This is a genomic window from Sphingomonas trueperi (assembly GCF_040545965.1).
GTDB lineage: Bacteria > Pseudomonadota > Alphaproteobacteria > Sphingomonadales > Sphingomonadaceae > Sphingomonas > Sphingomonas trueperi_C.
This window is the reverse complement of the sequence record NZ_JBEPMV010000004.1, coordinates 480,863-504,161: the sequence shown is the minus strand read 5'-3', so window position 1 is coordinate 504,161 and position 23,299 is coordinate 480,863. Positions and strand designations below refer to the sequence as shown.

At 68.2% G+C, this 23,299-nt stretch carries 23 protein-coding genes; 12 read left to right on the top strand and 11 right to left on the bottom strand.

Going from position 1 to position 23,299, the window contains the following annotated elements:
- The first annotated feature begins 256 nt into the window (after nt 1-256).
- Both ABIC35_RS13895 and feoB read left to right on the top strand, forming a co-directional pair.
- Nucleotides 257-535, top strand: coding sequence for a FeoA family protein (locus ABIC35_RS13895; RefSeq protein WP_121072713.1), 279 nt, complete (start codon nt 257-259; stop codon nt 533-535).
- A complete protein-coding gene (gene feoB, locus ABIC35_RS13890; protein ID WP_121072711.1) occupies nt 532-2,388 on the top strand; it encodes a ferrous iron transporter B in 1,857 nt (618 codons plus the stop codon). The genes ABIC35_RS13895 and feoB overlap by 4 nt, the downstream gene beginning before the upstream one ends.
- A gap of 42 nt (nt 2,389-2,430) precedes the next feature.
- Here the strand turns inward: feoB and ABIC35_RS13885 are convergent, their stop codons facing one another.
- Nucleotides 2,431-3,906, bottom strand: a complete 1,476-nt coding sequence (locus tag ABIC35_RS13885) for an outer membrane protein assembly factor BamB family protein (RefSeq protein ID WP_354278487.1) — start codon at nt 3,904-3,906, stop codon at nt 2,431-2,433.
- 298 nt (nt 3,907-4,204) lie between these two features.
- On the opposite strand from ABIC35_RS13885, the gene ABIC35_RS13880 reads away from it, so the two are divergent.
- Nucleotides 4,205-5,800, top strand: coding sequence for a lysine--tRNA ligase (locus tag ABIC35_RS13880; RefSeq protein ID WP_121072707.1), 1,596 nt, complete (start codon nt 4,205-4,207; stop codon nt 5,798-5,800).
- Nucleotides 5,801-5,967: 167 nt separating this feature from the next.
- Nucleotides 5,968-7,230: a Na+/H+ antiporter NhaA gene (gene nhaA, locus ABIC35_RS13875; protein WP_121079020.1), complete on the top strand. Its 1,263-nt coding sequence runs from the start codon at nt 5,968-5,970 to the stop codon at nt 7,228-7,230.
- On the opposite strand, the gene ABIC35_RS13870 is transcribed toward nhaA, so the two are convergent.
- Nucleotides 7,131-8,249: an MFS transporter gene (locus ABIC35_RS13870; RefSeq protein ID WP_121072705.1), complete on the bottom strand. Its 1,119-nt coding sequence runs from the start codon at nt 8,247-8,249 to the stop codon at nt 7,131-7,133. The genes nhaA and ABIC35_RS13870 overlap by 100 nt on opposite strands.
- Before the next feature lie 135 nt (nt 8,250-8,384).
- Nucleotides 8,385-9,755: an APC family permease gene (locus tag ABIC35_RS13865; protein ID WP_121072703.1), complete on the bottom strand. Its 1,371-nt coding sequence runs from the start codon at nt 9,753-9,755 to the stop codon at nt 8,385-8,387.
- Nucleotides 9,756-9,849: 94 nt separating this feature from the next.
- Here ABIC35_RS13865 and ABIC35_RS13860 point away from each other — a divergent pair, with 94 nt between their 5' ends.
- The 3 genes from ABIC35_RS13860 to ABIC35_RS13850 all read left to right on the top strand — a co-directional run bounded on the left by ABIC35_RS13860 (nt 9,850) and on the right by ABIC35_RS13850 (nt 11,762).
- Entirely contained in the window at nt 9,850-10,425 is a 576-nt protein-coding gene (locus ABIC35_RS13860; protein ID WP_121072701.1) for a sigma-70 family RNA polymerase sigma factor, read from the top strand.
- Complete coding sequence (locus ABIC35_RS13855; RefSeq protein ID WP_121072699.1) at nt 10,418-11,113, top strand: anti-sigma factor; 696 nt, start codon at nt 10,418-10,420, stop codon at nt 11,111-11,113. The genes ABIC35_RS13860 and ABIC35_RS13855 overlap by 8 nt, the downstream gene beginning before the upstream one ends.
- Before the next feature lie 85 nt (nt 11,114-11,198).
- The gene (locus ABIC35_RS13850; protein WP_121072697.1) at nt 11,199-11,762 is read left to right on the top strand and encodes a fasciclin domain-containing protein; all 564 of its coding nucleotides are present in this window, start codon (nt 11,199-11,201) and stop codon (nt 11,760-11,762) included.
- Nucleotides 11,763-11,846: 84 nt separating this feature from the next.
- On the opposite strand, the gene ABIC35_RS13845 is transcribed toward ABIC35_RS13850, so the two are convergent.
- From ABIC35_RS13845 to ABIC35_RS13820, 6 genes are all read right to left on the bottom strand, one after another.
- Nucleotides 11,847-12,509: a phytanoyl-CoA dioxygenase family protein gene (locus ABIC35_RS13845; RefSeq protein WP_121072694.1), complete on the bottom strand. Its 663-nt coding sequence runs from the start codon at nt 12,507-12,509 to the stop codon at nt 11,847-11,849.
- A gap of 7 nt (nt 12,510-12,516) precedes the next feature.
- Complete coding sequence (locus ABIC35_RS13840) at nt 12,517-13,446, bottom strand: electron transfer flavoprotein subunit alpha/FixB family protein (protein ID WP_121072692.1); 930 nt, start codon at nt 13,444-13,446, stop codon at nt 12,517-12,519.
- Nucleotides 13,446-14,195, bottom strand: coding sequence for an electron transfer flavoprotein subunit beta/FixA family protein (locus ABIC35_RS13835; protein WP_121072690.1), 750 nt, complete (start codon nt 14,193-14,195; stop codon nt 13,446-13,448). The genes ABIC35_RS13840 and ABIC35_RS13835 overlap by 1 nt, the downstream gene beginning before the upstream one ends.
- 60 nt (nt 14,196-14,255) lie before the next feature.
- On the bottom strand, nt 14,256-14,729 hold the full coding sequence (locus ABIC35_RS13830; protein ID WP_121072688.1) for a GFA family protein: 474 nt from the start codon (nt 14,727-14,729) through the stop codon (nt 14,256-14,258).
- Nucleotides 14,726-15,925: an ADP-forming succinate--CoA ligase subunit beta gene (gene sucC, locus ABIC35_RS13825; RefSeq protein ID WP_084584214.1), complete on the bottom strand. Its 1,200-nt coding sequence runs from the start codon at nt 15,923-15,925 to the stop codon at nt 14,726-14,728. Before sucC ends, ABIC35_RS13830 begins: the two co-directional genes overlap by 4 nt.
- A gap of 238 nt (nt 15,926-16,163) precedes the next feature.
- Complete coding sequence (locus ABIC35_RS13820; RefSeq protein ID WP_121072686.1) at nt 16,164-16,619, bottom strand: peptidylprolyl isomerase; 456 nt, start codon at nt 16,617-16,619, stop codon at nt 16,164-16,166.
- A 117-nt stretch (nt 16,620-16,736) separates the two neighbouring features.
- Between ABIC35_RS13820 and mgtE the strand changes: the two genes are divergently transcribed.
- Nucleotides 16,737-18,140 (top strand): magnesium transporter, encoded by a 1,404-nt coding sequence (gene mgtE / locus ABIC35_RS13815; RefSeq protein WP_121072684.1) that lies wholly within the window; start codon nt 16,737-16,739, stop codon nt 18,138-18,140.
- Between the two features lie 36 nt (nt 18,141-18,176).
- Nucleotides 18,177-18,578 carry a DUF1489 family protein gene (locus ABIC35_RS13810; RefSeq protein WP_121072682.1) on the top strand — a complete coding sequence of 134 codons (402 nt, stop codon included), beginning with the start codon at nt 18,177-18,179 and terminating at the stop codon, nt 18,576-18,578.
- A 124-nt stretch (nt 18,579-18,702) separates the two neighbouring features.
- Here the strand turns inward: ABIC35_RS13810 and ABIC35_RS13805 are convergent, their stop codons facing one another.
- Nucleotides 18,703-19,680 (bottom strand): NAD(P)H-dependent glycerol-3-phosphate dehydrogenase, encoded by a 978-nt coding sequence (locus tag ABIC35_RS13805; RefSeq protein WP_121072680.1) that lies wholly within the window; start codon nt 19,678-19,680, stop codon nt 18,703-18,705.
- Nucleotides 19,677-20,702: a tRNA (adenosine(37)-N6)-threonylcarbamoyltransferase complex transferase subunit TsaD gene (tsaD, locus tag ABIC35_RS13800; RefSeq protein ID WP_121072678.1), complete on the bottom strand. Its 1,026-nt coding sequence runs from the start codon at nt 20,700-20,702 to the stop codon at nt 19,677-19,679. The genes ABIC35_RS13805 and tsaD overlap by 4 nt, the downstream gene beginning before the upstream one ends.
- A 105-nt stretch (nt 20,703-20,807) precedes the next feature.
- On the opposite strand from tsaD, the gene hemC reads away from it, so the two are divergent.
- Genes hemC through ABIC35_RS13785 form a run of 3 tightly spaced genes read left to right on the top strand, consistent with a single transcriptional unit; the run spans nt 20,808 to nt 23,298 of the window.
- Entirely contained in the window at nt 20,808-21,713 is a 906-nt protein-coding gene (hemC, locus tag ABIC35_RS13795) for a hydroxymethylbilane synthase (protein WP_121072676.1), read from the top strand.
- Nucleotides 21,710-22,372, top strand: a complete 663-nt coding sequence (locus ABIC35_RS13790; protein WP_121072674.1) for a uroporphyrinogen-III synthase — start codon at nt 21,710-21,712, stop codon at nt 22,370-22,372. The genes hemC and ABIC35_RS13790 overlap by 4 nt, the downstream gene beginning before the upstream one ends.
- A gap of 32 nt (nt 22,373-22,404) precedes the next feature.
- Nucleotides 22,405-23,298, top strand: a complete 894-nt coding sequence (locus tag ABIC35_RS13785; RefSeq protein ID WP_121072672.1) for a hypothetical protein — start codon at nt 22,405-22,407, stop codon at nt 23,296-23,298.
- Nucleotide 23,299: the final 1 nt, after the last annotated feature.

The following is a 23,299-nucleotide window of genomic DNA, read 5'->3' as shown; positions in this document are numbered from 1 at the left end:
TTGAGTCCGGGCAACCCCAGGAGGCACACATGATTCACGATCCCGAACAGCAGAAGCCGCAGGACGACGAAGCCGAAGCGATGGAAGAAGCGCAGAAGGACGCCGCCGAGGAACGCGAGGAAGAAGGCGGCTATCAATGAGGTCCGGGGCGTGGCGGCGGGAGACCGTGCGCCGCGCCCTGCCCCCGATGTCGGGCGTGTCCACCCGTCGTTCAAGGTCTAGCCAAGCGGCTGCGTAATTGATAATCACTCGCAGCATGAACGCCCCCGCTGCGATCCCCGTGCCCGTACGCCTTGCCCAGCTGCATCGCCATGCCCCCGGCACCGTAGCCGGAGTCGAATGGGACCGGCTCGCCGAACCCGAGGCGCGCCGCCTGCGCGAACTGGGCCTGGACGAGGGCGTGGAAGTCGAACTGCTCCACCGCTCCGGCCTGTTCGGCGGGCCCCTCGCCTGCCGCATTGGCCGAATGACCGTGGCGCTCCGCCGCCATGTCGCGGCCGCGATTCATGTGACGCCGCTGGCCAAGCACGCATGAACGCTACGCCATTGGTTGCGCTGGTCGGCAATCCCAATGCCGGCAAGAGCGCGCTGTTCAATGCACTCACCGGCGCGCGGCAGAAGGTGGGCAATTATCCCGGCGTCACCGTCGAGCGCCATTCGGGCCGCATGGCGCTGCCCGACGGCCGTCCCATCGAGCTGGTCGATCTGCCCGGCGCCTACAGCCTCGATCCCGGCAGCCCTGACGAGCAGGTGACCCGCGACGTGCTGCTCGGCCGCCAGCAGGGCGAGCGGCTGCCCGACGCGATCCTCACCGTGGTCGACGCCTCCAATCTCGACAACCATCTCCGCTTCACGCTCCAGCTGATCGCGCTCGGCCTGCCGATCGTGGTGGCGCTCAACATGGTCGATCTCGCCGAGCGCGACGGCCTCAAGCTCGACGCGGAAGCGCTGGAGCGCGAGCTCGGCGTCCCCGTTGTCTCCACCGTCGCGGTGCGACGCCGCGGGCTCGATGCGCTCAAGGAGCGGATGGGCGAGATGGTCAAGGGCGTGACCAGGATACGCCCCTCGGCCGGCGTGCAGCACGACATCGTCCTGCTCCAGCGCCGCGCCCGCCAGATCGCCACCGCCGTGACGATTTCGGAAACCGCCGCGCGGCGCTGGACGCACCGGCTCGACGCGCTGTTCCTCCATCCGGTGGCCGGGCCGATCATCCTGCTCGGCACGATGTTCCTGATGTTCCAGGCGGTTTTCGCCTGGTCGCAGGTGCCGATCGGCTGGATCGAGGACGGGATGAAGTGGCTCGGCGTCGAGGTCGGAAGCGCGCTGCCCGACGGCGTGTTCCGCTCGCTGATCGTCGACGGGGTGATTGCCGGCGTCGGCGCCGTGATCGTCTTCCTGCCGCAGATCCTGATCCTGTTCGCCTTCATCCTGGTGCTGGAGGCGACCGGCTATATGGTCCGCGCCGCCTTCCTGATGGACCGGGTGATGGCGAGCGTGGGGCTGTCCGGCCGCGCCTTCATTCCGCTGCTCTCCAGCTTTGCCTGCGCGGTGCCGGGAATCATGGCGACGCGCACCATCTCCGACGAGAAGGACCGGCTGACCACGATCCTGATCGCCCCGCTGATGACCTGCTCGGCGCGCCTGCCGGTCTACACGATCATCATCGGCGCGCTGATCCCCGATCGCGCGGTGCTGCCCGGCGTGGGGCTGCAGGGGCTGGTGCTGTTCGCGCTCTATATCCTCGGCATCCTCGGCGCCTTCGTCGTCGCGCTGGTGCTGCGGCGGACGGTGACCAAGGGTGCGACCTCGGGCTTCATGATGGAAATGCCCAAATATCAGTGGCCCAGAGCGCGGGACGTGCTGCTCGGGCTGTGGCAGCGCGCGCTGATCTTCCTCAAGCGCGCGGGCACGATCATCCTCTACACCACGGTGATCCTGTGGGCGCTGCTCAGCTTCCCCAAGCCGCCTGAGGGTAGCGGCATCTCCAAGGTCGATTATTCGATCGCGGGCCGCATCGGCAGCGGGCTGGAGAAGATCGTCGCGCCGATCGGCTTCAACCGCGACATGGCGCTGGCGGTGATCCCGGCAATGGCCGCGCGCGAAGTGGCGGTGGCCGCGATCGGCACCGTCTACGCGGTCGACAATCCCGATGACGAGGCGGGTGAAGAGTCGATCCGCGAGCAGCTCCAGAAGCATTGGAGCCTGCCGAGCGCCCTCGCCTTCCTGATGTGGTTCGTGTTCGCGCCGCAATGCATCTCGACCATCGCGGTGACGCGGCGCGAGACCAACGGGTGGAAGTGGCCGGCCTTCATGATCGGCTATCTGTTCGCGCTGGCTTATGTCGCGGCGGGGATCACCTATTGGAGCGCGGTGGGCCTGGGCCTTTGACCGCTGCCGGGAGGCACCGGGCGGGTGCCTCCCGGCGCCGGATCACTGCAGCGTATAGCTCGTGATCTTGCTCGATGACGTTACCACCAGCTTGGCATCCGGCGTGATCGCCAGCCAGCCGCTTACCGGCGTGGACCATTTGACGTCGTGCGCGCCGTCCAGCGCGATTGCGTAGGTCTTGGCGGTGGTGCTGAAGAACAACAGGCTGTCGGTGACGAGGACGTTGCCGACGAAGGTTTCCCCGGCCGGCAGCGGCCACGACCACAGCACAGCGCCCGTCTGTTCGTTCAGCGCATCCAGCTGGCTGTTCGAATTGCTGCCGGCATAGAGCACGCCCTTCGCGACCGCGGGAAGATTGCTGTAGGAGCGCGCGCTACGCCAGCGGACGGCACCTGCCGCGATGTCAAAGCTCGTCAGCGGCAGCGAGAGGTTGTAGCTGGAGACTCGCGTACCCGAATAGGCAATCACATTGTTCGGCGAACTCACGATGGGCGAGCCGAAGTAAGAGTATCCGTTCCAGACCCAACTCGGGTCCGTGATGCTTTTCACGAGCGCGCCGCTCGCGCGATCGAACACGTCGAGGTTGCCGGAATAATAGTAGACGTACTTGTCGTCGATCGCGAGCGTCTCGCCATCCCAGGTGTGGCCACCGCTTCCGTTGGCGTTCCAGCGATCGCCCAAAGCTGCTAGATCGTAACTATAGACGACGTTGCCGTAATAGCCGGCAGCCATGTAGAGCTCGTTGTCGACGCCCGTCGGCTGTGCGAAGGTCGACCATTGCGCCGCGAACAGCAGGTTGGTGGCGAAGGTCCCCTTTTCGGGATCCAGGATCTTGATCTGGTTGTTTCCCGAAGACGTGAACATGCTGCTCACGGCCAGGCGATTGCCGATCAGGGCAGGACCGCTGGCGCTGTTGACATTACCGAGCGAGAATTGCCAGCGCTCCGCGCCCGTGGCGCCATCGAGCGCGTGTACGACGGTCTCGCTGTTCGAGCTCTTTCGCGTCACGAAGACGAACCCCTTCTTCGCGGCGACAGGCTCCATCCCGGTCGTGTTGGCGGGCGTCCATTCCCAGCTCTTAGCGAAGACCGCCGGATCGAAGGCCGCGTGGACATAGCCGTCATGCGACGCGTTGCGCTGTAAAGTGGTCCAGTCGAGCAGGTCGACATTCAGCGCATAGACGAAGCTCTTGCTCGACCCCGGATACACCGTCGTGCACGCCGCCTCGCGACACAGCCGGAAGCTGATGGTGTTCGAATAGCGCTTCGGCTGCAGTCCGGTCAGCGTCTTGAACTTGTAGGCGAAGACGTTCCCTGTCTGCACCACGGGGCCATCCTGCATCAGGACCGCCGGATCGAACTGCACATCCGGTACCACCGGGTCGGGACTCGTCCCGGTGAAGGAAGCATTTAACGTGAAGTTCGCCGCGAAATTGGTCTCGGCCGCAGTCTGGCTCGTCGCCGAGGGGGTTAGCGTCACCTCCAGCGTCGGCGTTGGCGTCGGCGTGGGTGTCGGCACAGGCACCGGCGTAGAAGTTCCGCCTCCCGAGCACGCAGCCGTCATCCCAGCCAGCAGGGCCATATATATCAGTCGCATTCCGTAATCCCCCAGGCCCGCCATTCCCGGCGGGCAATTGCTTGCCGCCAGATGCCACAGGCCCCGTCGACGCCGAATTGTGCGACAAACTGGGCTGGACGCAAGTGCGATCGTTGCAGAAATGGCGCGCCGATGCCCGTTGCGGGGCGCTCTTCCGGAGAGGGCGGCGACGGACGGGCCTCTGGTTCCGCGGCCGAGTCTTCGCTACACGCGCCGGTCTATGAGCACCGTATCCCCCGAACTCCGCGCAGCCGCGCTCGTCTCCAAGGCCTGGCCCTATGAAGAGGCGCGCAAGCTGCTCAAACGCTATCCGCAGATCGCAAGCGGCGGCGCGCCGGAGAAAGGCCATGTGCTGTTCGAGACCGGCTATGGCCCCTCGGGTCTGCCGCATATCGGCACGTTCAACGAAGTGCTGCGCACCACCATGGTCCGCCGCGCCTTCGAGAGCCTGTGCGACGTCCCCACCCGCCTGATCGCGTTCAGCGACGACATGGACGGCCTGCGCAAGGTGCCGGACAATGTGCCGAACCAGGAAATGCTGCGCGAGCATCTCGGCAAGCCGCTGACCCAGGTGCCCGATCCGTTCGAGAAGTATGAGAGCTTCGCGCATCACAACAATGCGCGGCTGCGCGAATTCCTGGACCAGTTCGGCTTTGAATACGAGTTCGCCTCCTCGACCGACTATTACACCGGCGGCCGCTTCAACGCGGCGCTGAAGGGCGTGCTGCGCCACTATCAGGGCATCATGGACGTGATGCTGCCGACGCTCCGCGCCGAGCGGCAGGCGACCTATTCGCCGGTGCTGCCGATCAGCCCCAAGTCGGGCATCGTGCTGCAGGTGCCGGTCGAGGTGGTGGATGCCGAGGCCGGCCTGATCGCCTTTGAGAATGAGGGCGAGCGGATCGTCCAGTCGGTGCTCGGGGGCAAGGCCAAGCTTCAGTGGAAGGTCGACTGGGCGATGCGCTGGGTCGCGCTCGACGTCGATTACGAGATGGCGGGCAAGGACCTGATCGACTCGGTCACCCAGTCGGGCAAAATCGCCCGCGTGCTGGGCGGCCGTCCGCCCGAGGGCTTCAACTATGAGATGTTCCTCGACGAGAAGGGGGAGAAGATCTCCAAGTCCAAGGGCAATGGCCTCAGCCTGGAGCAATGGCTGACCTATGGTCCCGAGGAGAGCATCGCCTTCTACGCCTATCGCGAGCCGAAAAAGGCCAAGCAGCTGCATCTCGGCGTGATCCCGCGCGCAATAGACGAATATTGGCAGTTCCGCGGCAACTATGCCGGCCAGGCGATCGAGCAGCGGCTCGGCAACCCGGTGCACCATATCCACAATGGCGAGCCGCCGGTCGAGACGCTGCCGGTCACCTTCGGTCTGCTGCTCAACCTCGTCGGCGTGATGGGCGAAGCGACCAAGGAGCAGGTCTGGGGCTATCTTACGAATTATGTCCCGGACGCGAATCCCGAAACCTATCCGGCGCTCGACCGTCTGATCGGCTATGCGCTTGCCTATGCCCGCGATTTCGTCGCCCCGACGCTGCACAAGCGTGCGCCGGTGGGTGTCGAGATCGAAGCCCTGCAGCGCCTCGACGCCGAACTCGCTGCCCTGCCCGCCGACGCGACCGCCGAGGCGATCCAGGACCAGGTCTACGAGATCGGCAAGACCGGCGGCTTCGAGAACCTGCGCGACTGGTTCAAGGCGCTGTACGAGACGCTGCTCGGCTCCGAACAGGGGCCGCGCATGGGCAGCTTCATCGCGCTGTACGGCATCGAAAACAGCCGCAAGCTGATCGCCGACGCGCTGGCGAAGGCGGCGTAAGGAGCGGGGGAGAACCTTTCCACCGTCATCCCGGCGGAAGCCGGGATCCATTCGCTTCTCCGTTTGAAGCGAGAGCCGAACTGGAGAGGACAATGGATCCCGGCTTCCGCCGGGATGACGAGGTGGAGAACGTGGACCGCGTTCGCCATGCCAAGAGGGAGAAGACCATGCGACGCCGAATCCGCCATATCCGATCCGCGACGCGGGCCTTCCTGCACGGTGAGGCGGCGGGGGGTATCTTCCTGATCGCCGCGGCCGCGCTGGCGATGCTGGCGGCGAACCTGCCCGGCATTTCCGAGACCTATTTCCACACGCTGCATCTGGCGACCGGCCCGGTGATCGCACCGCTCTATGGCCCGATGACGGTGCATCTGTGGATCAACGACGGGCTGATGGCGGTGTTCTTCCTGCTCGTCGGGCTGGAGATCAAGCGCGAGTTCGTCGACGGACGGCTGGCGAGCTGGGACCGCCGCCGCCTGCCGGTGATCGCCGCCGCCGCCGGCATGGCGGTGCCGGCGCTGGTCTATCTCCTGATCGCCGGCCGCACGCCGGGCGTGACCAGCGGCTGGGCGATCCCCGCTGCAACCGACATCGCCTTCGCGATCGGTGTGCTGGCGATCCTGGGCAGCCGCGCCCCCGCCGCGCTCAAGCTGTTCCTGACGACGGTGGCGATCGTCGACGACATGGGCGCGGTGGCGATCATTGCAGTCGCCTATACCGCGCATATCGACCTGATCGCGCTCGCCGGGGCGGCGGTGGTGCTGGGCGTGATGATCGCCTGCAACCGCTTCGGCGTGCGGCATCTTGCCATCTATCTGGCGCTGGCGGTGGTGCTTTGGGTGCTGGTGTTCCAGTCGGGCGTGCATGCTACCATCGCGGGCGTCGCCGCGGCGATGACCATTCCGCTGGTCAAGTCCCCCGCTGCGCCCGACGCCGTGGACTCACCGCTCCATAGGCTGGAGCATGCGCTGCACCCCTGGTCCGCCTTCCTGATCGTGCCGCTGTTCGGCTTCGCCAATGCCGGCGTCTCGTTCGAGGGCTTGTCGCCCGCGATCCTGCTCGAACCGCTGCCGCTGGGCATCGCGGCGGGGCTGTTCCTCGGCAAGCAGCTCGGCATCTTCGGCAGCATCTGGCTGGCGGTGAAGACCGGCATCGCCAAGCGCCCCGGCAATGCCGGCTGGCGGCAGATCTACGGCGTGTCGCTGCTCGCGGGCATCGGCTTCACGATGAGCCTGTTCATCGGCGGTCTCGCCTTCCCCGGCAACGAACTGCTGGTCGACGAGGTGAAGATCGGCGTGCTGCTCGGCTCGCTCGTGTCGGCGGTGGCGGGCTACGCGGTCCTGCGGTCCGCCAGCACGGCGACGCCCAAGATCGCCAACCCGCCCAGCGCGAGCAGCGCGCCGACCCAGCCGGTCGACGTCCAGCCGTAACCCGCCGCGATCGCGAGGCCGCCCAGCCAGGGGCCGAGCGCATTGGCGGTGTTGAACGCCGAATGGTTGAGCGCGGCGGCCAGCGCCTGCGCGTCGCCCGCCACGTCCATCAGCCGGGTCTGGAGCACCGGCCCCAGCGCCCCGGCAAAGCCGATCGCGAACACGTCCAGCGCCACCAGCGGCAGCGAATGCGCCGCCAGCGGATAGAGCGACAACGCGACGGCGCTGGCGACCAGCAGTGCTGCGCCGGTCGGCATCAGCGCGCGATCGGCGAAGCGCGGCACGACGATGTTGCCGGCAATCATCCCCATGCCGAAGACCGCCAGCACCAGCGGCACGCCCCAGGGCGGGGTGCCGGTGACGTGCATCAGCGTCGAGGCGACATAGGTGTAGACGCAGAACAAGCCGCCAAAGCCAATCGCGCTGACGCCGAGGGTCAGCCAGACCTGCCCGTTCGCCAGCGCGCTGAGCTCGCGCAACGGGCTCGCCCCCTGCTCCGGCTTGTCCTTGGGCGCGAGCCAAACGACCAGCGCGACGGTGACCAGCGCCAGCGCCGCGACCACGGCGAAGCCCCAGCGCCAGCCCACCGCCTGGCCCAGCCAGTTGGCCGCCGGCACGCCGAGCACGGTCGAGACGGCGAGGCCGAGCATCACCCGCCCCACCGCCTGCGAGCGCTGGTCATAGGGCACCAGCGATGCCGCGACGAGCGCGGCGATCCCGAAATAGGCGCCGTGCGGCAGGCCACTGAGGAAGCGGAACAGCAGCATCCAGTGATAGGTCGGCGCCAGCGCGCTCAGCGCATTGAACAAGGCGAAGCTCGCCATCAGCGCGATCAGCAGCGTCCGCCGCGACCATTTTGCCGCCGCCACGGCGAGCAGCGGCGCGCCGACCACCACGCCCAGCGCATAGGCGCTGATCACATGGCCCGCGGTCGGCTCGTCGATGCCGAGGCCCCTGGAGAAATAGGGCACGAGGCTCATCGTCGCGAATTCAGTGGTGCCGATCGCGAACCCGCCCATGGCGAGCGCGAAGTGGACCAGACCCGGCGAGCGGGTGGCGGAGCGTTGAACGGGAGCGTGCACGCCCTCCAAATGGGTTTGCTGCAGTGCAGCGTCAAATAGAAATACGTATGCCGACGAATGCTTTGCGCGCAATCAAGGCGCGGGGTGCAACTGCGCCGTCCAGCCCCGCCGTCGCAGGACCAGCCCGTAATAGAGCGCGGACCCCAGCATCTGTGCACCCGTGGCGATCAGCGCGGGCAGGCCCTCGGCGGGATCGAGGGCGTTGAGCCAGGCGACCGCCGCCAGCACCAGCAGCGTGGCGATGGCGGGGACCGGGTGCAGCGGCATGCGATAAGGGGCATTGTCGGTGCGACCGCGCTTTCGCCCGACGATGGTCGCCAGCGCCAGCCCCGCATAGATCGCGATCAGTCCGGTGCCGCTGAGCAGCAGGAGCAGCCGCAGCGGCACGAAACAGGCGGCGATGCCGATCCCGCCGGACACCAACGTCGCCCGCGCTGGCGAACCGAAGCGGGAGTGGATCGCGGCCAGCCAAACGTCCAGCGGCCGGCCCCAGCTCCCGTCGCGCGCCGTGGCGTAGAAGAACCGGCCATTCGCCAGGATGCAGGCAATCACCGCATTGACGATCGCGACGACGATTCCGATCGCGACCCACAGGTTGAGCGCCGATCCGCCACGCGTCCGAACGAACGTACCGAACGGATCCTCGGCGGACAGGAAGGCCGCGAGATCGGGTGCGGCGACCAGCGCGGCGACGATCGGCGCGGCTTCCAGGAGCAGCGCACCGGCAAGCGCCAGCAGGATCGCGCGGGCGATGCGCTGGGGCGCTGCGTGCATCTCCTCGCCGAAATAGACCGCCGCGCCATAGCCGTTGAGCGCGAAGATCGCGACCGAGGTCGCCAGCCCGATATTCGCGGCGCTCGCCGGCCCCAGCCCGTCGCCGACGGGGGCTACCGGATGCAGCAGCAGTGGCAGGACGTTGCGGACCGGTGCTGCCATGCCCAGCGCCAGGATCACCAGCACCGCTGCCACTTCGGCGGCGAGAAAGGCACCGGTCAGCAGCGCGTTGAATCGGATGTTGAGGATGCCGACCAGCGTCGAGGCGAGCAGCACTGCGATCGCCACCGGCACCGGGGGCAGGTCGGGCAGCACCGTCGAGGCCACCGACGCGATTCCCAGCGCCGCCACCGGCGGGAAGAGCAGGTTGTTGCAGGCGTTGACGCCCAGCATCACGAACCCGGCTGCCGGCCCCAGCGTCTGCCCCACCATCACATATTCGCCGCCCGCGACCGGGAAGGCCGAGGAGAGTTCTGCATAGATCAGCGCGGTGGCGAGGCAGACCACACCGGCGATCGCCAGAGCCAGTAGCGCGCCCGTGCCAGCGATCTGCAGGCTGCCCGGCACGATCACGAACAGCGAGGATGCCGGGGTGGTGATCGACAGGGTGAGGAACAGCACGCCGGCGGTTCCCAGGCTGCGATCCAGTCGTGGGTTCGTCGTCGGCATCGTCCCCCCAAGGTGTAGCGCAGCGTGGGGGAGGGCTGCACGCGCGTCAATCACGCCGGCTTGCCCTGCCTGCGCGATTCGCTAGGTTGCGCGCGTGGCTTCTCCCACCCCTTCGGCCGGCGACGGCGCGCGCGCCCGGCTCGTTCACGCGCTCGGCGAAGTCGCGGGCGGTGACCGCAAGGCGCTCAAAACCGTCTATGATCTGACGGCGGCGAAGCTGATGGGCGTTTGCCTGCGTATCTGCCAGGACCGCGAGGCCGCAGAGGATGTGATGCAGGAAGTGTATCTGAAGGTGTGGGACAAGGCAGGGCGCTTCGATGCCTCGCGCGCCAGCCCGATCACCTGGCTGTGCACGATTGCCCGCAACACCGCGATCGACTGGCGCCGCGCGCGCGGGCTGGGCGAGACTGCCCCGGTCGAGGCTGCGCTGGAGCTGCCCGATGGTCGTCCTTCCGCTGAAGCCCTGCTCGAAGCCGGCGAGACGCAGGCGCGCATCTTCGATTGCCTGGACGCGCTGGAGGAAAAGCCGCGCGGGGCGATCCGCGCCGCCTTCTTCCACGGCCGCACCTATCCCGAACTTGCTGCCGCCGCCGCGGTGCCGCTCGGCACGATGAAGAGCTGGATCCGGCGCGGGCTGCTGCAATTGCGGGGGTGCCTCGGCGATGGCTGAGCCGCTGCGCCCCGAAGACGAGGATATCGCCCTCGCTGCCGAGCTGGCGCTGGGGCTGCTGGAGGGCGACGACCTCGCCGCGGCCCGCCGCCGGCAGCTGGCGGACCCCGCCTTCGCCGCCGCGGTGGAACGCTGGGTGCTCGATTTCGCGCCGCTGGCGCTGGGCGGTGTCGATGCGCCGGTCTCGGCCGGATTGTGGCAGCGGATCTCAGCGCGGCTGCCGGGCGAGGATCACGGCACCGTCGTCGCACTGCGGCGCTGGCGGGCGACCGCGATCGCGACCAGCGCGGCCGCGGCGGTGCTGCTCGCCATCCTGCTGCTGCGTCCGGTGCCGCAGCCGGTGGTGCTGCCGCCACCGCCGGTCGTCGTCGCGCAGATCACCGGCGAGAAGGGCGCCGCCTTCGCCGCGCGCTACGATGCCGATGCGGGCATGCTGCATGTCCGCACCGAGGCGATGTCCGCCAGCCACCGCGCGCCCGAGCTGTGGGTGATCCCGGCGGGTGGCAAGCCGGTGTCGCTCGGCCTGGTCGCTGCGCAGGGCAAGCGCGACATGGTGGTGACGCCGGCCCACCGCGCGCTACTGGCTGAGGGCGCCACGCTGGCGGTGACGATGGAAGACGCCGCCACCGCACCGCATGCAGGCCCCAGCGGCCCTCCGGTCGCCGCAGGAAAAATCACGATTCTTTAAGCATCGCTGCATCCGGGGCGCAGGCCGCTCCGTAGCTCCGTCGCATCTCCGCCAAGAGGGGTGCGTAGCAAGAGGAAGCTAGAAGATGCGCAAGACCCGTCTCGCCTCGGTCACCGGAATCGTCGGTGCCGCGCTGCTCGCCACCGGCGCCGTTGCCGCCGTCCAGAAGTTCCCGATGGTCGGCGGTGCCGCGATGTACCCGACCAAGAACATCGTCGAAAATGCGGTGAACTCGAAGGACCACACCACGCTGGTCGCCGCCGTGAAGGCCGCCGGGCTGGTCGACACGCTGTCGGGTCCGGGTCCGTTCACCGTCTTCGCGCCGACCAACGCCGCCTTCTCCAAGCTCCCCGCCGGCACCGTCGACACGCTGGTGAAGCCCGAGAACAAGGCGACGCTTACCAAGATCCTCACCTATCACGTCGTCGCCGGCAAGATGAGCGCGGCGCAGATCGCGGCCAATGCCAAGGCGCATGGCGGCAAGGCGACGCTCACCACCGTCGAGGGTGAGCCGATCACGATCATGAAGGGCCCGAGCGGCGGCTGGTGGATCCAGGATGCCAAGGGCGGCAAGGCCAAGATCACCATCGCCGACGTCAACCAGTCGAACGGCGTGATCCACGTGATCGACAGCGTCCTCATGCCCTGAGGCTGTCGAGGGGTCTCGCGCGCTCCCCCCTTTGGGCGAGGCCCCGGCCCGCCGGCGACCCTCCTTGCCGGCGGGCCTACCTGTTTACAGGCCGAGCCATTCCAGCGGCGCGGGCAGGTCGGTGGTCGTGTAGTCCACTTGCAGTACGCGGCGATGGCGGGCTGCACTGCTCGCGGCCGAGGCATGGAGGATGGGCGTGTGATAGGCCCAGATATCGCCAGCGTCGGCGAGGCACGTCGCGGTGCCGCATGTCGCGACTGCCTTCGCGATCTCCGCTTCCGGCACGCGCCCGAGCCGATGTGAACCGGGGGCGACAAGGAGCGGCGCATTATCCTCCGGCACCGGATCTAGATGAATCCGCACCGTCACCATGGCGTCGAGAACAGCGAAGGGCGGCTCGACATGGAGCAGGCCCCGCTTGGTCGACCACGGTCCATAGCCGGGAATATCCGCGCGTGCGCGGACGGCGATGGTGCGATCCTGATGCCAGCCCAGCGCCCAATTGTTCGCCGCGCTCTTGTCGAACCAGATCGCGCGCACGGGCCGCGCAGCGGTGCCTAGATGTTCAGCGGCTGCCGCGCCCAACGCATCGGATGCAAGCAGTTCGGCGAGACCATCGACGCCGTGCAGTCGCAGCCCGGCCCTGTCGGCCGGCAGCGCCTCTGCCAGCGCTCTTAGTCGGCCAAGAAAAGGGGCGGCCGCACCAGCAAGGTGCGCCGCCCCATCGCGTTCGAAATCGAGCGTCACGCCTGGATCAGAGCTTTTCGGTCAGCTCCGGCACCAGCGTGAACAGATCGCCGACCAGGCCAATGTCCGCCACCTGGAAGATGGGGGCGTCCTCGTCCTTGTTGATCGCGACGATCGTCTTCGAATCCTTCATGCCGGCGAGGTGCTGGATCGCACCCGAAATGCCGACCGCGACATAGACCATGGGTGCCACGATCTTGCCGGTCTGGCCGACCTGATAGTCGTTGGGCGCATAGCCTGCGTCCACCGCCGCGCGGCTGGCGCCGACCGCGGCACCCAGCTTGTCGGCCAGCGGATCGATCAGCGCGTGGAACTGCTCCTGCGAGCCCAGCGCGCGCCCGCCCGAGACAATGATCTTGGCGCTGGTCAGCTCCGGACGCTCCGACGTCGCGATCTCCGAACCGGTAAAGGTCGAGAGACCCTTGTCGCCGGCTGCCGCAACGGCTTCCACCGTGCCGCTGCCGCCGGTCGCCGCCGCCTTGTCGAAGGCGGTGCCGCGCACGGTGATCACCAGCTTCTTGTCGCTGGTCTGCACCGTGGCGATCGCGTTGCCGGCATAGATCGGCCGAGTGAAGGTGTCCGGACCCTCGACCGAGAGGATGTCCGACAGCTGCATCACGTCCAGCGCGGCGGCGACGCGCGGCGCCACGTTCTTGCCCGTGGTGGTTGCCGGGAACAGCACCGCGTCATGGCTGTCCATCAGCTGGACGACCAACGGCGCGACATTCTCGGCGAGGAAATGCTCGTACGCCGCATCGTCGGCGACATGGACCTTGCCCACGCCGGCGATCTGCGCAGCCGCCTCGGCCACGGCCGAGACGCCCTTGCCGGCGACGAGCAGGTGGACTTCACCCAGCTTTGCCGCCGCAGTGACGGTGGAGAGCGTCGCGTCCTTGACGCTCTGATTGTCGTGTTCGACCCAAACCAGCGTCTTCATCACGCGACTCCCATGCCCTTGAGCTTCTCGACCAGCTCGTCGACCGAACCCACCTTGATGCCCGCCTGACGCTTGGCCGGCTCGACCACCTTGAGCGTCTTGAGGCGCGGGGTGACGTCGACGCCGTAGTCGGCGACGGTCTTCTTCGCGACCGGCTTGGTCTTTGCCTTCATGATGTTCGGCAGCGTCGCGTAGCGCGGCTCGTTGAGGCGGAGATCGGTGGTGACGATCGCCGGCATCTTCAGGTCCACGGTCTCGAGGCCGCCGTCGATTTCGCGGGTGACCTTCACGCGCTCGCCGTCAATCTCGACCTTCGAGGCGAAGGTGCCCTGCGCCCAGCCGAGCAGCGCCGCGAGCATCTGGCCGGTCTGGTTCGAATCGTCGTCGATCGCCTGCTTGCCCAGGATGATCAGCCCAGGCTGTTCCTCTTCGGCGACCTTGGCGAGCAGCTTGGCGACGGCCAGCGGCTCGATTTCCTCATCGGTCTGGATCAGGATGCCGCGATCGGCGCCCATGGCGCGCGCGGTGAGCAGCACATCGGTCTCCGCCTTGGCGACGCCGATGGTGACGACGACGATCTCGGTCGCCGCGCCCTTTTCCTTCAGCCGCACCGCTTCCTCGATCGCGATCTCGTCGAAGGGGTTCATGCTCATCTTGACGTTCGCCAGATCGACGCCCGTCCCGTCCGCCTTCACACGGGGCTTCACGTTGTAATCAAGCACGCGCTTGACCGGTACCAGGACCTTCATTCGCATCCTTCCTGTCTGCCAGGGTTATCCCCGGACAATTGGGTTACGTTTACGCGAACGTCAACCGCTCGCAAGCGATTCGGCGTACGCCTGCATCAGCGTGCCGAAGGATTCCGGGGGCGGAAATTTTGGATAGCTGTACGAAGCGCCCGTCGCGGCCCAGGGCAGCGCTTCCTCGGTCCAGGTCTCGAAGAAGGGCGGGGCAGACATGGGCGCATCGAGCATCGTCGTGCGGATGTTCACGAAGGTGTCGAGACCCTCGGGCCGGGTGAACAGCCAGCTTTTGCAATGCTCGCAGTGGAAATGCCGGGTGGCGCCGTGGAGGCCGCCGATCACCGGTTCGCCCGCGATCACGGCGAAGCTCTCCGCGGGGTAGAGCCCGCTCAGCGAATAGGCGCTGGCGGTCATGCGCTGGCAGCCGGTGCAGTGGCAGGCCATGGTGACGAGCGCATCGCCCGTCACCCGCAACCGCACGCGGCCGCAGCGGCAGCCGCCCTCGACCGACTTGCCAGTCGGGGCGGCCGTGTCGCTCACGCGACCTTCTTCACCTCCGCCACGATCTTCTGGGCGGCGTCGCCCAGGTCGTTGGCGGGAACGATCGCGAGGCCCGAATTGGCCAGGATGTCCTTGCCCTGCTGCACGTTGGTGCCTTCCAGGCGGACGACCAGCGGCACTGCCAGGTTCACTTCCTTGGCAGCCGCAACGATGCCCTCTGCGATGATGTCGCAGCGCATGATGCCGCCGAAGATGTTGACCAGGATGCCCTTCACGGCCGGATCGCTCAGGATGATCTTGAACGCCGCGGTGACCTTCTCCTTATTCGCGCCGCCGCCGACGTCGAGGAAGTTGGCCGGGAACATGCCGTTCAGCTTGATGATGTCCATCGTGGCCATCGCCAGGCCGGCGCCGTTGACCATGCAGCCGATGTCGCCGTCGAGCTTGATGTAGGCGAGGTCGTACTTCGACGCCTCGAGCTCCATCGGATCCTCTTCGGTCTCGTCGCGCAGTTCCATCAGGTCCTTGTGACGGAACATCGAGTTTGAATCGAAGCCGACCTTGGCGTCGAGCACCATCAGCTTGTTGTCTTCGGTGACGGCGAGCGGGTTGATCTCGATCTGCGAGGCGTCGGTGCCGAGGAAGGCGTTGTACACCTTGCCGGCGAGGCTCTGCGCCTGCTTGGCGAGATCGCCCTCGAGGCCGAGCGCCTTGGCGACGGCGCGGCCGTGGTGCGGCATGAAGCCGGTCGCGGGATCGACGTCGAAGGTGTGGATCTTCTCCGGCGTGTCATGCGCGACGGTTTCGATGTCCATGCCGCCTTCGGTCGAGACAACGAACGCGACTCGGCCGGTGGCGCGATCGACCAGCAGCGCGAGGTAGAATTCCTTGGCGATGTCCACGCCGTCGGTGACGTACAGGCGGTTGACCTGCTTGCCGGCAGCGCCGGTCTGGATCGTCACCAGCGTGTTGCCGAGCATCTCGGTCGCGGCGTGACGGACTTCGTCCTCGGTCTTGGCGAGGCGGACGCCGCCCTTGGCTTCGGCCGGCAGTTCCTTGAACTTGCCCTTGCCGCGGCCGCCGGCATGGATCTGCGCCTTCACGACATAGAGCGGCCCAGGCAGCTTCTTCGAGGCTTCGACGGCCTCCTCGACGCTCATCGCGGCAAAGCCGGCCGGCACGGGCACGCCAAACTTTGCGAGCAGTTCCTTGGCCTGATATTCGTGGATGTTCATGGGAGCAGTCCGCCTTTTCAAGGGAACGGGGATAAGGATCGCGCCCGCCTAAGCACAGCGCGCGCGCGAAATCCACCCTTTTAGGGATTATTGCGATTGCGAATGGTTTGCAACATGAGCGTCATCCGGGTGGGCGCGAGTCTTAGGCTCGGCGGGCTTACCATCCGGTGAAAGGGAAGGGGGCAACGCGGCCACCCCCTCCCTCCGCCTCTCCCGATGGGAGAGGGGTTCAGAGGCATTATGCCTCGGTGCGGGCCTTGACGATCTTGCCCGGGTTCGCGGGCGGCTCGCCCTTGGGCAGTGCGTCGACGTGGTCCATGCCGTCGATCACTTCGCCCCAGACGGTGTACTGGCCGTCGAGGAAGGTCGCGTCGTCGAGGCAGATGAAGAACTGCGAGTTGGCGCTGTTCGGGTTGTTGGTGCGCGCCATCGAGCAGACGCCGCGGACATGCGGCTCCTTCGAGAATTCCTGCGCCAGGTCCGGCTTGTCCGAACCGCCCATGCCGGTGCCCGAGGGATCGCCGCCCTGTGCCATGAAGCCGTTGATCACGCGGTGGAAGATCACGCCGTCGTAGAAGCCTTCGTCGGCCAGGCCGGCGATGCGCGCGACATGGTTCGGCGCGAGATCGGGGCGCAAGCGGATGCGGACGTCGCCGGTGTCGAGCGTGAGTACGAGGGTAGTGGGTTCGGCCATGGGGCACCTCTTCTCTAAAACTGGAACGAAGCCCTAAGCGGTGCGCTGCCGACTTGCAAATCCCCGCCGGGGATGGCAGCGCCCCGGACAAGGGGCCGCAGCACGGGAGGTCGGACGGTGAGCGAGACCGAACTGCACGAAGAGGCCGCCGCGCCCGAGAGCCAGCTCGACGAGGACGATCGGCTCAAGCCCGAATTCGTCAGCGCGGTGCTCAATGCGGTGGACGAGGGCAATGACGAGGCCGCGCATGTGCTGGTCGCGCCGCTCCACCCCGCCGACATCGCCGACCTGATCGAGCTGGTGCCGTCCGAGCGGCGTGCCGACGTGGTCACCGCGATTTCCGACCTGATCGACGGCGACGTGCTCGCCGAGATGAACGACTGGGTGCGCGAGGCGCTGGTCGACGCGCTCGAGCCGCACCAGGTCGCCGATATTGCCGCCGAGCTCGATACCGACGACGCGGTCGCGATCATCGAGGACATGGACGTCGAGGACCAGCGCGAGGTGCTCCGCGCCCTCGACCCCGACGATCGCGCCGCGATCGAAGAGGCGCTGTCCTACCCGGAGGAATCCGCCGGCCGCCTGATGCAGCGCGAGCTGATCGCGGTGCCCGAGCATTGGACCGTCGGCGACGTGCTCGATTATCTGCGCGGCAATGACGAGCTGACCACCGATTTCTGGGAAATCTTCGTCGTCGATCCCTCGCACAAGCCGATCGGCACCTGCGAGCTCTCCTGGATCCTGCGCACCCCGCGCGGCATCACGATCAGCGACGTGATGAAGCGCGAGCAGACCCTGATCCCGGTCGACATGGACCAGGAGGAAGTGGCGCTGCGCTTCCAGAAATACGCGCTGATCTCGGCCGCCGTCGTCGATCTCAGCGGGCGGCTGGTCGGCATGATCACGGTGGACGACATCGTCCACATCATCTCGCAGGAAGCCGGGGAGGACATCCTTCGCCTGTCGGGCGCAGGCGAGGGCGACATCAACGAGCCGGTGCTGCTCACCGTGCGAACGCGCCTGACCTGGCTGTTCGTCAATCTCGGCACGGCGATGCTTGCCGCCTCGGTGGTCGGGCTGTTCCAGGGCGAGATCGCCAAGTTCGCGCTGCTGGCGGTGCTGATGCCGATCGTCTCGGGCATGGGCGGCAATGCCGGCACCCAGACGCTGGCGGTGGTGGTCCGCGCGATCGCGACCAACCAGCTGACCGAATCGAACACCTTGCGCATGATCTGGCGCGAGTTGCGCATCGCCGCCGCCAATGGCGCGTCGCTCGGGCTGGCAATCGGGGCGGGGACGATGCTGGTCTACGACATTCCGTGGCTGGCGGTCGTGATCGCGGCGGCGATGATGATCAACAACGTGATCGCGGGGCTCTCGGGGGTGCTGATCCCGGTGACGCTGGACCGGCTGCGCGTCGACCCCGCCGTGTCTTCGGCGGTGTTCGTCACGATGATGACCGACGTGATGGGATTCTTCTCCTTCCTCGGTCTTGCGACATTGGTGGGCCTCGGCGGCTGACTTGATCGCGGGGCAGGGACCGCCCAAATCGGCGGCGTGCCACTCCATCTCACCAAGGTCGCCTTTGCCTGCGACAGCGTCGATTTCCTGCGGTCCCGGCTCGAGGCGCGCGCTGCCGCGGGCGGCGTCGCGCTGACCACGCGCTATCTGCCGAAGCGGCACGAAGAGATCGACGGCGGTTCGCTGTTCTGGATCCTCAAGCACCAGCTGATCGGCCGCTCGCCGATTCTCGGCTTCGGCGAGGCCGAGGGCGGGCGGACCGCGATCCTGCTGGAGCCCAAGCTGGTGCTGGTCCAGGCGCGGCCCAAGCGGGCGCACCAGGGGTGGCGCTATCTCGAAGCGGCCGATGCGCCGCCGGATCTGGGCGATCTGGAGGGCGGGGCGGACGAACTGCCGCCGTCGCTGATGGGCGAGCTGGCCGGGCTGGGGCTGCTTTGATCTTTAAGCCCCTCCCCTTCAGGGGAGGGGTGTGGGGTGGGGCAGTGTCTCACCGAGACCAACAGACGTTCTGGAATCCCTCCACCCCCAACCCCTCCTCCAAGGAGGAGGGGCTAAGGCTTGCTCAAACCGCCTCCGCCCGAAGCGGGCGGCTTAGCAGCGCGTCGATCACCTCGACCACCGGCGCGCCTTCGAGCAGCGCGTTGACCGCCAGCGTCACCGGCATCTCGACGGCCGCTTCCGCCGCGGCCTCGCGTAGCACCGGTGCGGTGAAGGCGCCCTCGGCCACGGTCTTGCGATCCGACAGCAGCTCGGCGGCGCTGCGCCCCTGGCCGAGCCCGACGCCCAGCGAGAAGTTGCGCGAGTTGGTCGAAGAGCAGGTCAACACCAGGTCGCCGAGCCCTGAAAGCCCTGTCAGCGTCTCCGCCTGCGCCCCCCGCGCTAGGCCGAAACGCGTCATCTCGGCAAAGCCCCGCGCGATCAGCGCCGCGCGTGCGTTGAGCCCGAGCCCGGCGCCCTCCACCACCCCGCAGGCGATCGCGAGCACGTTCTTCACCGCCCCGCCGATCTCCGCGCCGATCACATCGGCCGAGGCGTAGGGTCGAAAAGCGGGCGCGCCGAGCCGGTCGCTCAACCGCGTGCGCAGGTCCGCATCTTCGCAGGCCAGCGTCACCGCCGTCGGCTTTCCCGCCGCGACTTCGTGCGCGAAGGTGGGGCCGGACAGCACCGCAATCGGTGCCTCCGGGGCGACGCTCCGCGCCACTTCGCCCACCAGCAGCCGGGTGCCCGCCTCGATGCCCTTGGCGCACAACACCAGCGGGGTCGCACCGACCGTCATCTCGGCCAGCACCGAACGGACATGCTGCGCCGGCGCCACCACCAGCAGCGCTTCGCAGTCGGCAAGATCGCCCAGGCTGCCGGTTGCGCGAATGCTCGGCGACAGAGGCACGCCTGCCAGAAACTGTCGATTCTCGTGGGAGGTATTGATGCTCTCCACCACCTCCGGCTCGCGCGCCCAGAGCAGCACCGGCGCTTCGCCGCGGGCCGCTACCTGCGCAAGCGCGGTGCCCCAGGCGCCGCCACCGATCACGCCGATCTTCATGCCTTCACTCCTGCACCGCGCACCTTTTCCGCGTCCGGGTCGAGCGGCCAGCGCGGCCGCGCCGGCACGTCGAGCGGATCGGTGAGGCCCTGGGCGAAGCGCTCGGCGCCGGCCCAGGCGATCATCGCGGCATTGTCGGTGCACAGCCACAAGGGCGGCGCGACGAAGGGGAGGGCGTGTTCGCTGGCCAGCGCCTCCAGCGCGGTCCGCACCGCCGTGTTGGCCGCGACCCCGCCCGCGACGACCAGCGCAGTGGGCTGCGTAACGGCCAGCGCCAGGCGGGTGCGGTCCACCAGGCAATCGACCACCGCCTGCTGGAACGAGGCGGCGAGATCCTCGGCGCTATAGTCGTTCACCGCGCGCGCGACCGCGCTCTTGAGGCCCGCAAAGGAAAAATGCGGCTCGCCCGAGCCGACCAGCGGGCGCGGCAGCGGCACCGCCTTCGGATTGCCGCGCTCGGCGGCCTTCTCCACCGCCGGGCCGCCGGGGAAGCCGAGGCCGAGTAGCTTGGCGGTCTTGTCGAACGCCTCGCCCGCGGCATCGTCGATCGTGGTGGCGAGCCGGCGATAGTTGTTGACGCCCTCGACCAGCAGCAGTTGGCAATGCCCGCCCGAGACGAGCAACAGCAGATAGGGAAATTCCAGGCTCCGGTCGCCGAGCCGCGGCGAAAGGGCATGGCCCTCGAGATGATTCACCGCCACCAGCGGCTTGCCCGCGGCGAGCGCCAGCGCCTTGCCGGTGACGAGCCCCACCATCACCCCGCCGATCAGCCCCGGGCCCGCGGTGGCGGCGATCGCGTCGACATCGGCCAGTGTCACGCCCGCTTCCTCCAGCGCCGCCTCGACCAGCGGCCCCAGCATCTCGACATGCGCGCGCGCGGCGATCTCGGGTACCACGCCGCCATAGGGCCGGTGCGCCTCTTCCTGGCGCGCGAGCTTGTGCGCACGGATCGTGCCGTCGCTTTCCACCAGGGCCGCCGCGGTTTCGTCGCAGCTCGATTCAAGTCCGAGGATGAGTGCCATGCATCCCATCTAAGCCGCTTGGCGGCAGGGTCCAGAGGCCGAGGGCGTTTGGATCCGCGAAGACCCCCATTGCTCTCGCTTTCGCGCGACCCTAGCACCTGCCCCATGACTGCACTTCGCATCGGTACCCGCGGTTCCCCGCTCGCTCTTACCCAGGCCCATATGGTGCGCGATGCGCTCAAGGCCGCGCACGGCATCGAGGGCGAGATCGTCATCGTCCGCACCACCGGCGACAAGGTACAGGACCGTCCGCTCGCCGAGATCGGCGGCAAGGCGCTGTGGACCAAGGAGCTCGATCGCGCGCTGCTGGAAGGCGAGATCGACTGCGCGGTGCATTCGATGAAGGACGTGGAGACGGTCCGCCCCGAAGCGATCGCGATTGCCGCGATGCTGCCCCGCGCCGATGTCCGCGATAGTTTGGTCGGCGCCAAATCGCTCGCTGCGCTCAAGCCCGGCGCGGTGATCGGCACCGCCTCGCCGCGCCGCGCCGCGCAGGTGAAGCGCCACCGGCCGGATGTGACCACCGTGCTGTTCCGCGGCAATGTCGACACCCGGCTCGCCAAGCTGGCGGCGGGCGAGGCGGACGCGACGCTGCTCGCCTCGGCCGGGCTGGAGCGGCTCGGGCGTTTCGATGTCGGCCATATCTTGCCCACCAACGTGATGCTGCCCGCCCCGGCACAGGGGGCCGTGGGGATCGAGGCGCGCGCCGACGATTCGCGCATGCTCGGGCTGCTCGCCGCGATCGACCACCCGAAGACCCGCGCCTGCGTGCTGGCGGAGCGCGCGCTGCTCGCCGCGCTGATGGCCGATTGCCATTCGCCGGTGGCTGCGCTGGCGACGATCGAAGGCGCGATCCTCACCATCGAGGCCGAGCTCTACGCCGCCGACGGCAGCGCGCATGTCCATGGCATGATCGAAGGTGCCCCCGAGGACGCGATGCTCCCCGCAACGCTCGCCCGCGACCTGCTCGACCGCGCGCCCGAAGCGGTGCGCGCGCTGTTCGCTGGATGAGCCGCGCCATTGCGGTGCTGCGGCCCGAGCCCGGCAACCGCATCACCGCCGCCGCCGTGGAAGGACGCGGGCGCACCGCGATCCGCCTGCCGCTGTTCGAGACGCGGCCGCTGGCATGGGACGTGCCCGATCTCGCCGCCTATGACGCGCTGATCCTGACCAGCGCCAATGCAGTGCGGCTGGCGGGCGAGGGGCTGGGGCTGCTGCGCGGTCTGCCCGTTTGGACCGTGGGCGAGGCCACCGCATCGGCCGCCCGGCGCGCCCATCTGGACGTCGTTGCTGTAGGCGATGCCGGTGCGGCGGCGCTGGTCGCGCAGGCCGAGGCGGAAGGCATACGGCGTGCCCTGCACCTGGCGGGCCGCGAGCGGACGCTGGAGGCGGGCGGCATCGTCGCTGCGGTGCTCCCGGTCTATGCCAGCGAGCTGCTGCCGGTCATCGCCGAGCAGGTGGCGGCGCTCGATGGCTGTGTCGCGCTGGTCCAGTCGGCCCGCGCCGGCGCGCGGCTGGCGGAGATCGTGTCCGATCGCGGCGCTGTCGTCCTGGCGGCAGTCAGCGAGGCCGCCGCCGCCGGGGCGGGACGCGGCTGGCGGGCGACCGCGATCGCCCCGCGGCCCGAGACCGAGGCGCTGATCGACCTCGCCATCGCGCTCGCCGATTGACCCGCGCGGCCCGCGCGGCGAAAAGGGCGACCATGAGCGACGAGCCCCTGGCGCCCGAGCCGGTCCGGACCCTGAGTCCGCGCCGCAACCGAATGATCCCCGTTGGGCTGGGTTTCCTTGCCGGCGTCGCGCTCACCGCGGGCGCGATCGAGCTGGCGGGCCCGCATCTCAAGAGCACGGCGGACGACGCAACCAAGCCGGCAGCCTCCGCATCGCCGGCCGTCCAGCCGCTGAAGGTGCCGCCGCCGGTGCTGGCCCCGGCGACCGACGTAGCGACGCTCGACGCGCGCGAAAGCCAGCTTGCCGCCCGGCTCGATGCGCTGGAGCTGGAGCTGCGCCAGGCCGACGAGAGCGCGCGCAATGCTGCGCAATATTCCACCCAGGCCGAACGGCTGATGGTCGCCGCCGCGGTGCGTCGCGCGGTCGAACGCGGCCAGCCGCTGGGCAGCCTGGAGCAGCAGCTCCGCGCCCGCTTCGGCGAACGGCACCCGCAGGCGGTGGCGGCGATCGTGACGGCCGCCGGCGATCCCCTGACGATCGAGGATCTCCGCATCGCGCTCGATACGATCGCGCCTCGGCTCGGTACCGGGCCGGACGACAGTATCTGGGTGCGGATCCGCAGTTTCGTGGGCGACCTGTTCGTGCTCCACCAGGCCGGCATGCCGAGCCCGCGCCCGGCCGAGCGCCTCCGCCGAGCCCGCAGCGCGCTGGCTGCCGGCAATGTCGAGACCGCGATCGCTGAAGTGGCACATATGCCCGGCGCAACCGTGGCGGAAGGCTGGACCAGCGCCGCTTCGCGCTATGTCAACGCCCGCAAGGCTCTGGACGAAATAGAGAAGGCGGCAGCTGCAACGCCGCCCAAACCCCCGGTCGTGGCGCAGGCAGCCGCCCCCGCCCCGGCACCGGAGACACCGAGGAACGACTGAA

What these genes read in the sequence shown, in the direction of transcription:
- ABIC35_RS13840 (WP_121072692.1), bottom strand. Translation starts at nt 13,446, where the DNA reads ATGAAGACGCTGGTTTGGGTCGAACACGACAATCAGAGCGTCAAGGAC.
- ABIC35_RS13785 (WP_121072672.1), top strand. Translation starts at nt 22,405, where the DNA reads ATGAGCGACGAGCCCCTGGCGCCCGAGCCGGTCCGGACCCTGAGTCCG.
- ABIC35_RS13855 (WP_121072699.1), top strand. Translation starts at nt 10,418, where the DNA reads ATGGCTGAGCCGCTGCGCCCCGAAGACGAGGATATCGCCCTCGCTGCC.
- nhaA (WP_121079020.1), top strand. Translation starts at nt 5,968, where the DNA reads ATGCGACGCCGAATCCGCCATATCCGATCCGCGACGCGGGCCTTCCTG.
- tsaD (WP_121072678.1), bottom strand. Translation starts at nt 20,702, where the DNA reads ATGGCACTCATCCTCGGACTTGAATCGAGCTGCGACGAAACCGCGGCG.
- ABIC35_RS13870 (WP_121072705.1), bottom strand. Translation starts at nt 8,249, where the DNA reads ATGGGCGGGTTCGCGATCGGCACCACTGAATTCGCGACGATGAGCCTC.
- ABIC35_RS13820 (WP_121072686.1), bottom strand. Translation starts at nt 16,619, where the DNA reads ATGGCCGAACCCACTACCCTCGTACTCACGCTCGACACCGGCGACGTC.
- ABIC35_RS13790 (WP_121072674.1), top strand. Translation starts at nt 21,710, where the DNA reads ATGAGCCGCGCCATTGCGGTGCTGCGGCCCGAGCCCGGCAACCGCATC.
- sucC (WP_084584214.1), bottom strand. Translation starts at nt 15,925, where the DNA reads ATGAACATCCACGAATATCAGGCCAAGGAACTGCTCGCAAAGTTTGGC.
- ABIC35_RS13880 (WP_121072707.1), top strand. Translation starts at nt 4,205, where the DNA reads ATGAGCACCGTATCCCCCGAACTCCGCGCAGCCGCGCTCGTCTCCAAG.
- ABIC35_RS13835 (WP_121072690.1), bottom strand. Translation starts at nt 14,195, where the DNA reads ATGAAGGTCCTGGTACCGGTCAAGCGCGTGCTTGATTACAACGTGAAG.
- hemC (WP_121072676.1), top strand. Translation starts at nt 20,808, where the DNA reads ATGACTGCACTTCGCATCGGTACCCGCGGTTCCCCGCTCGCTCTTACC.
- ABIC35_RS13805 (WP_121072680.1), bottom strand. Translation starts at nt 19,680, where the DNA reads ATGAAGATCGGCGTGATCGGTGGCGGCGCCTGGGGCACCGCGCTTGCG.
- feoB (WP_121072711.1), top strand. Translation starts at nt 532, where the DNA reads ATGAACGCTACGCCATTGGTTGCGCTGGTCGGCAATCCCAATGCCGGC.
- ABIC35_RS13850 (WP_121072697.1), top strand. Translation starts at nt 11,199, where the DNA reads ATGCGCAAGACCCGTCTCGCCTCGGTCACCGGAATCGTCGGTGCCGCG.
- ABIC35_RS13865 (WP_121072703.1), bottom strand. Translation starts at nt 9,755, where the DNA reads ATGCCGACGACGAACCCACGACTGGATCGCAGCCTGGGAACCGCCGGC.
- ABIC35_RS13895 (WP_121072713.1), top strand. Translation starts at nt 257, where the DNA reads ATGAACGCCCCCGCTGCGATCCCCGTGCCCGTACGCCTTGCCCAGCTG.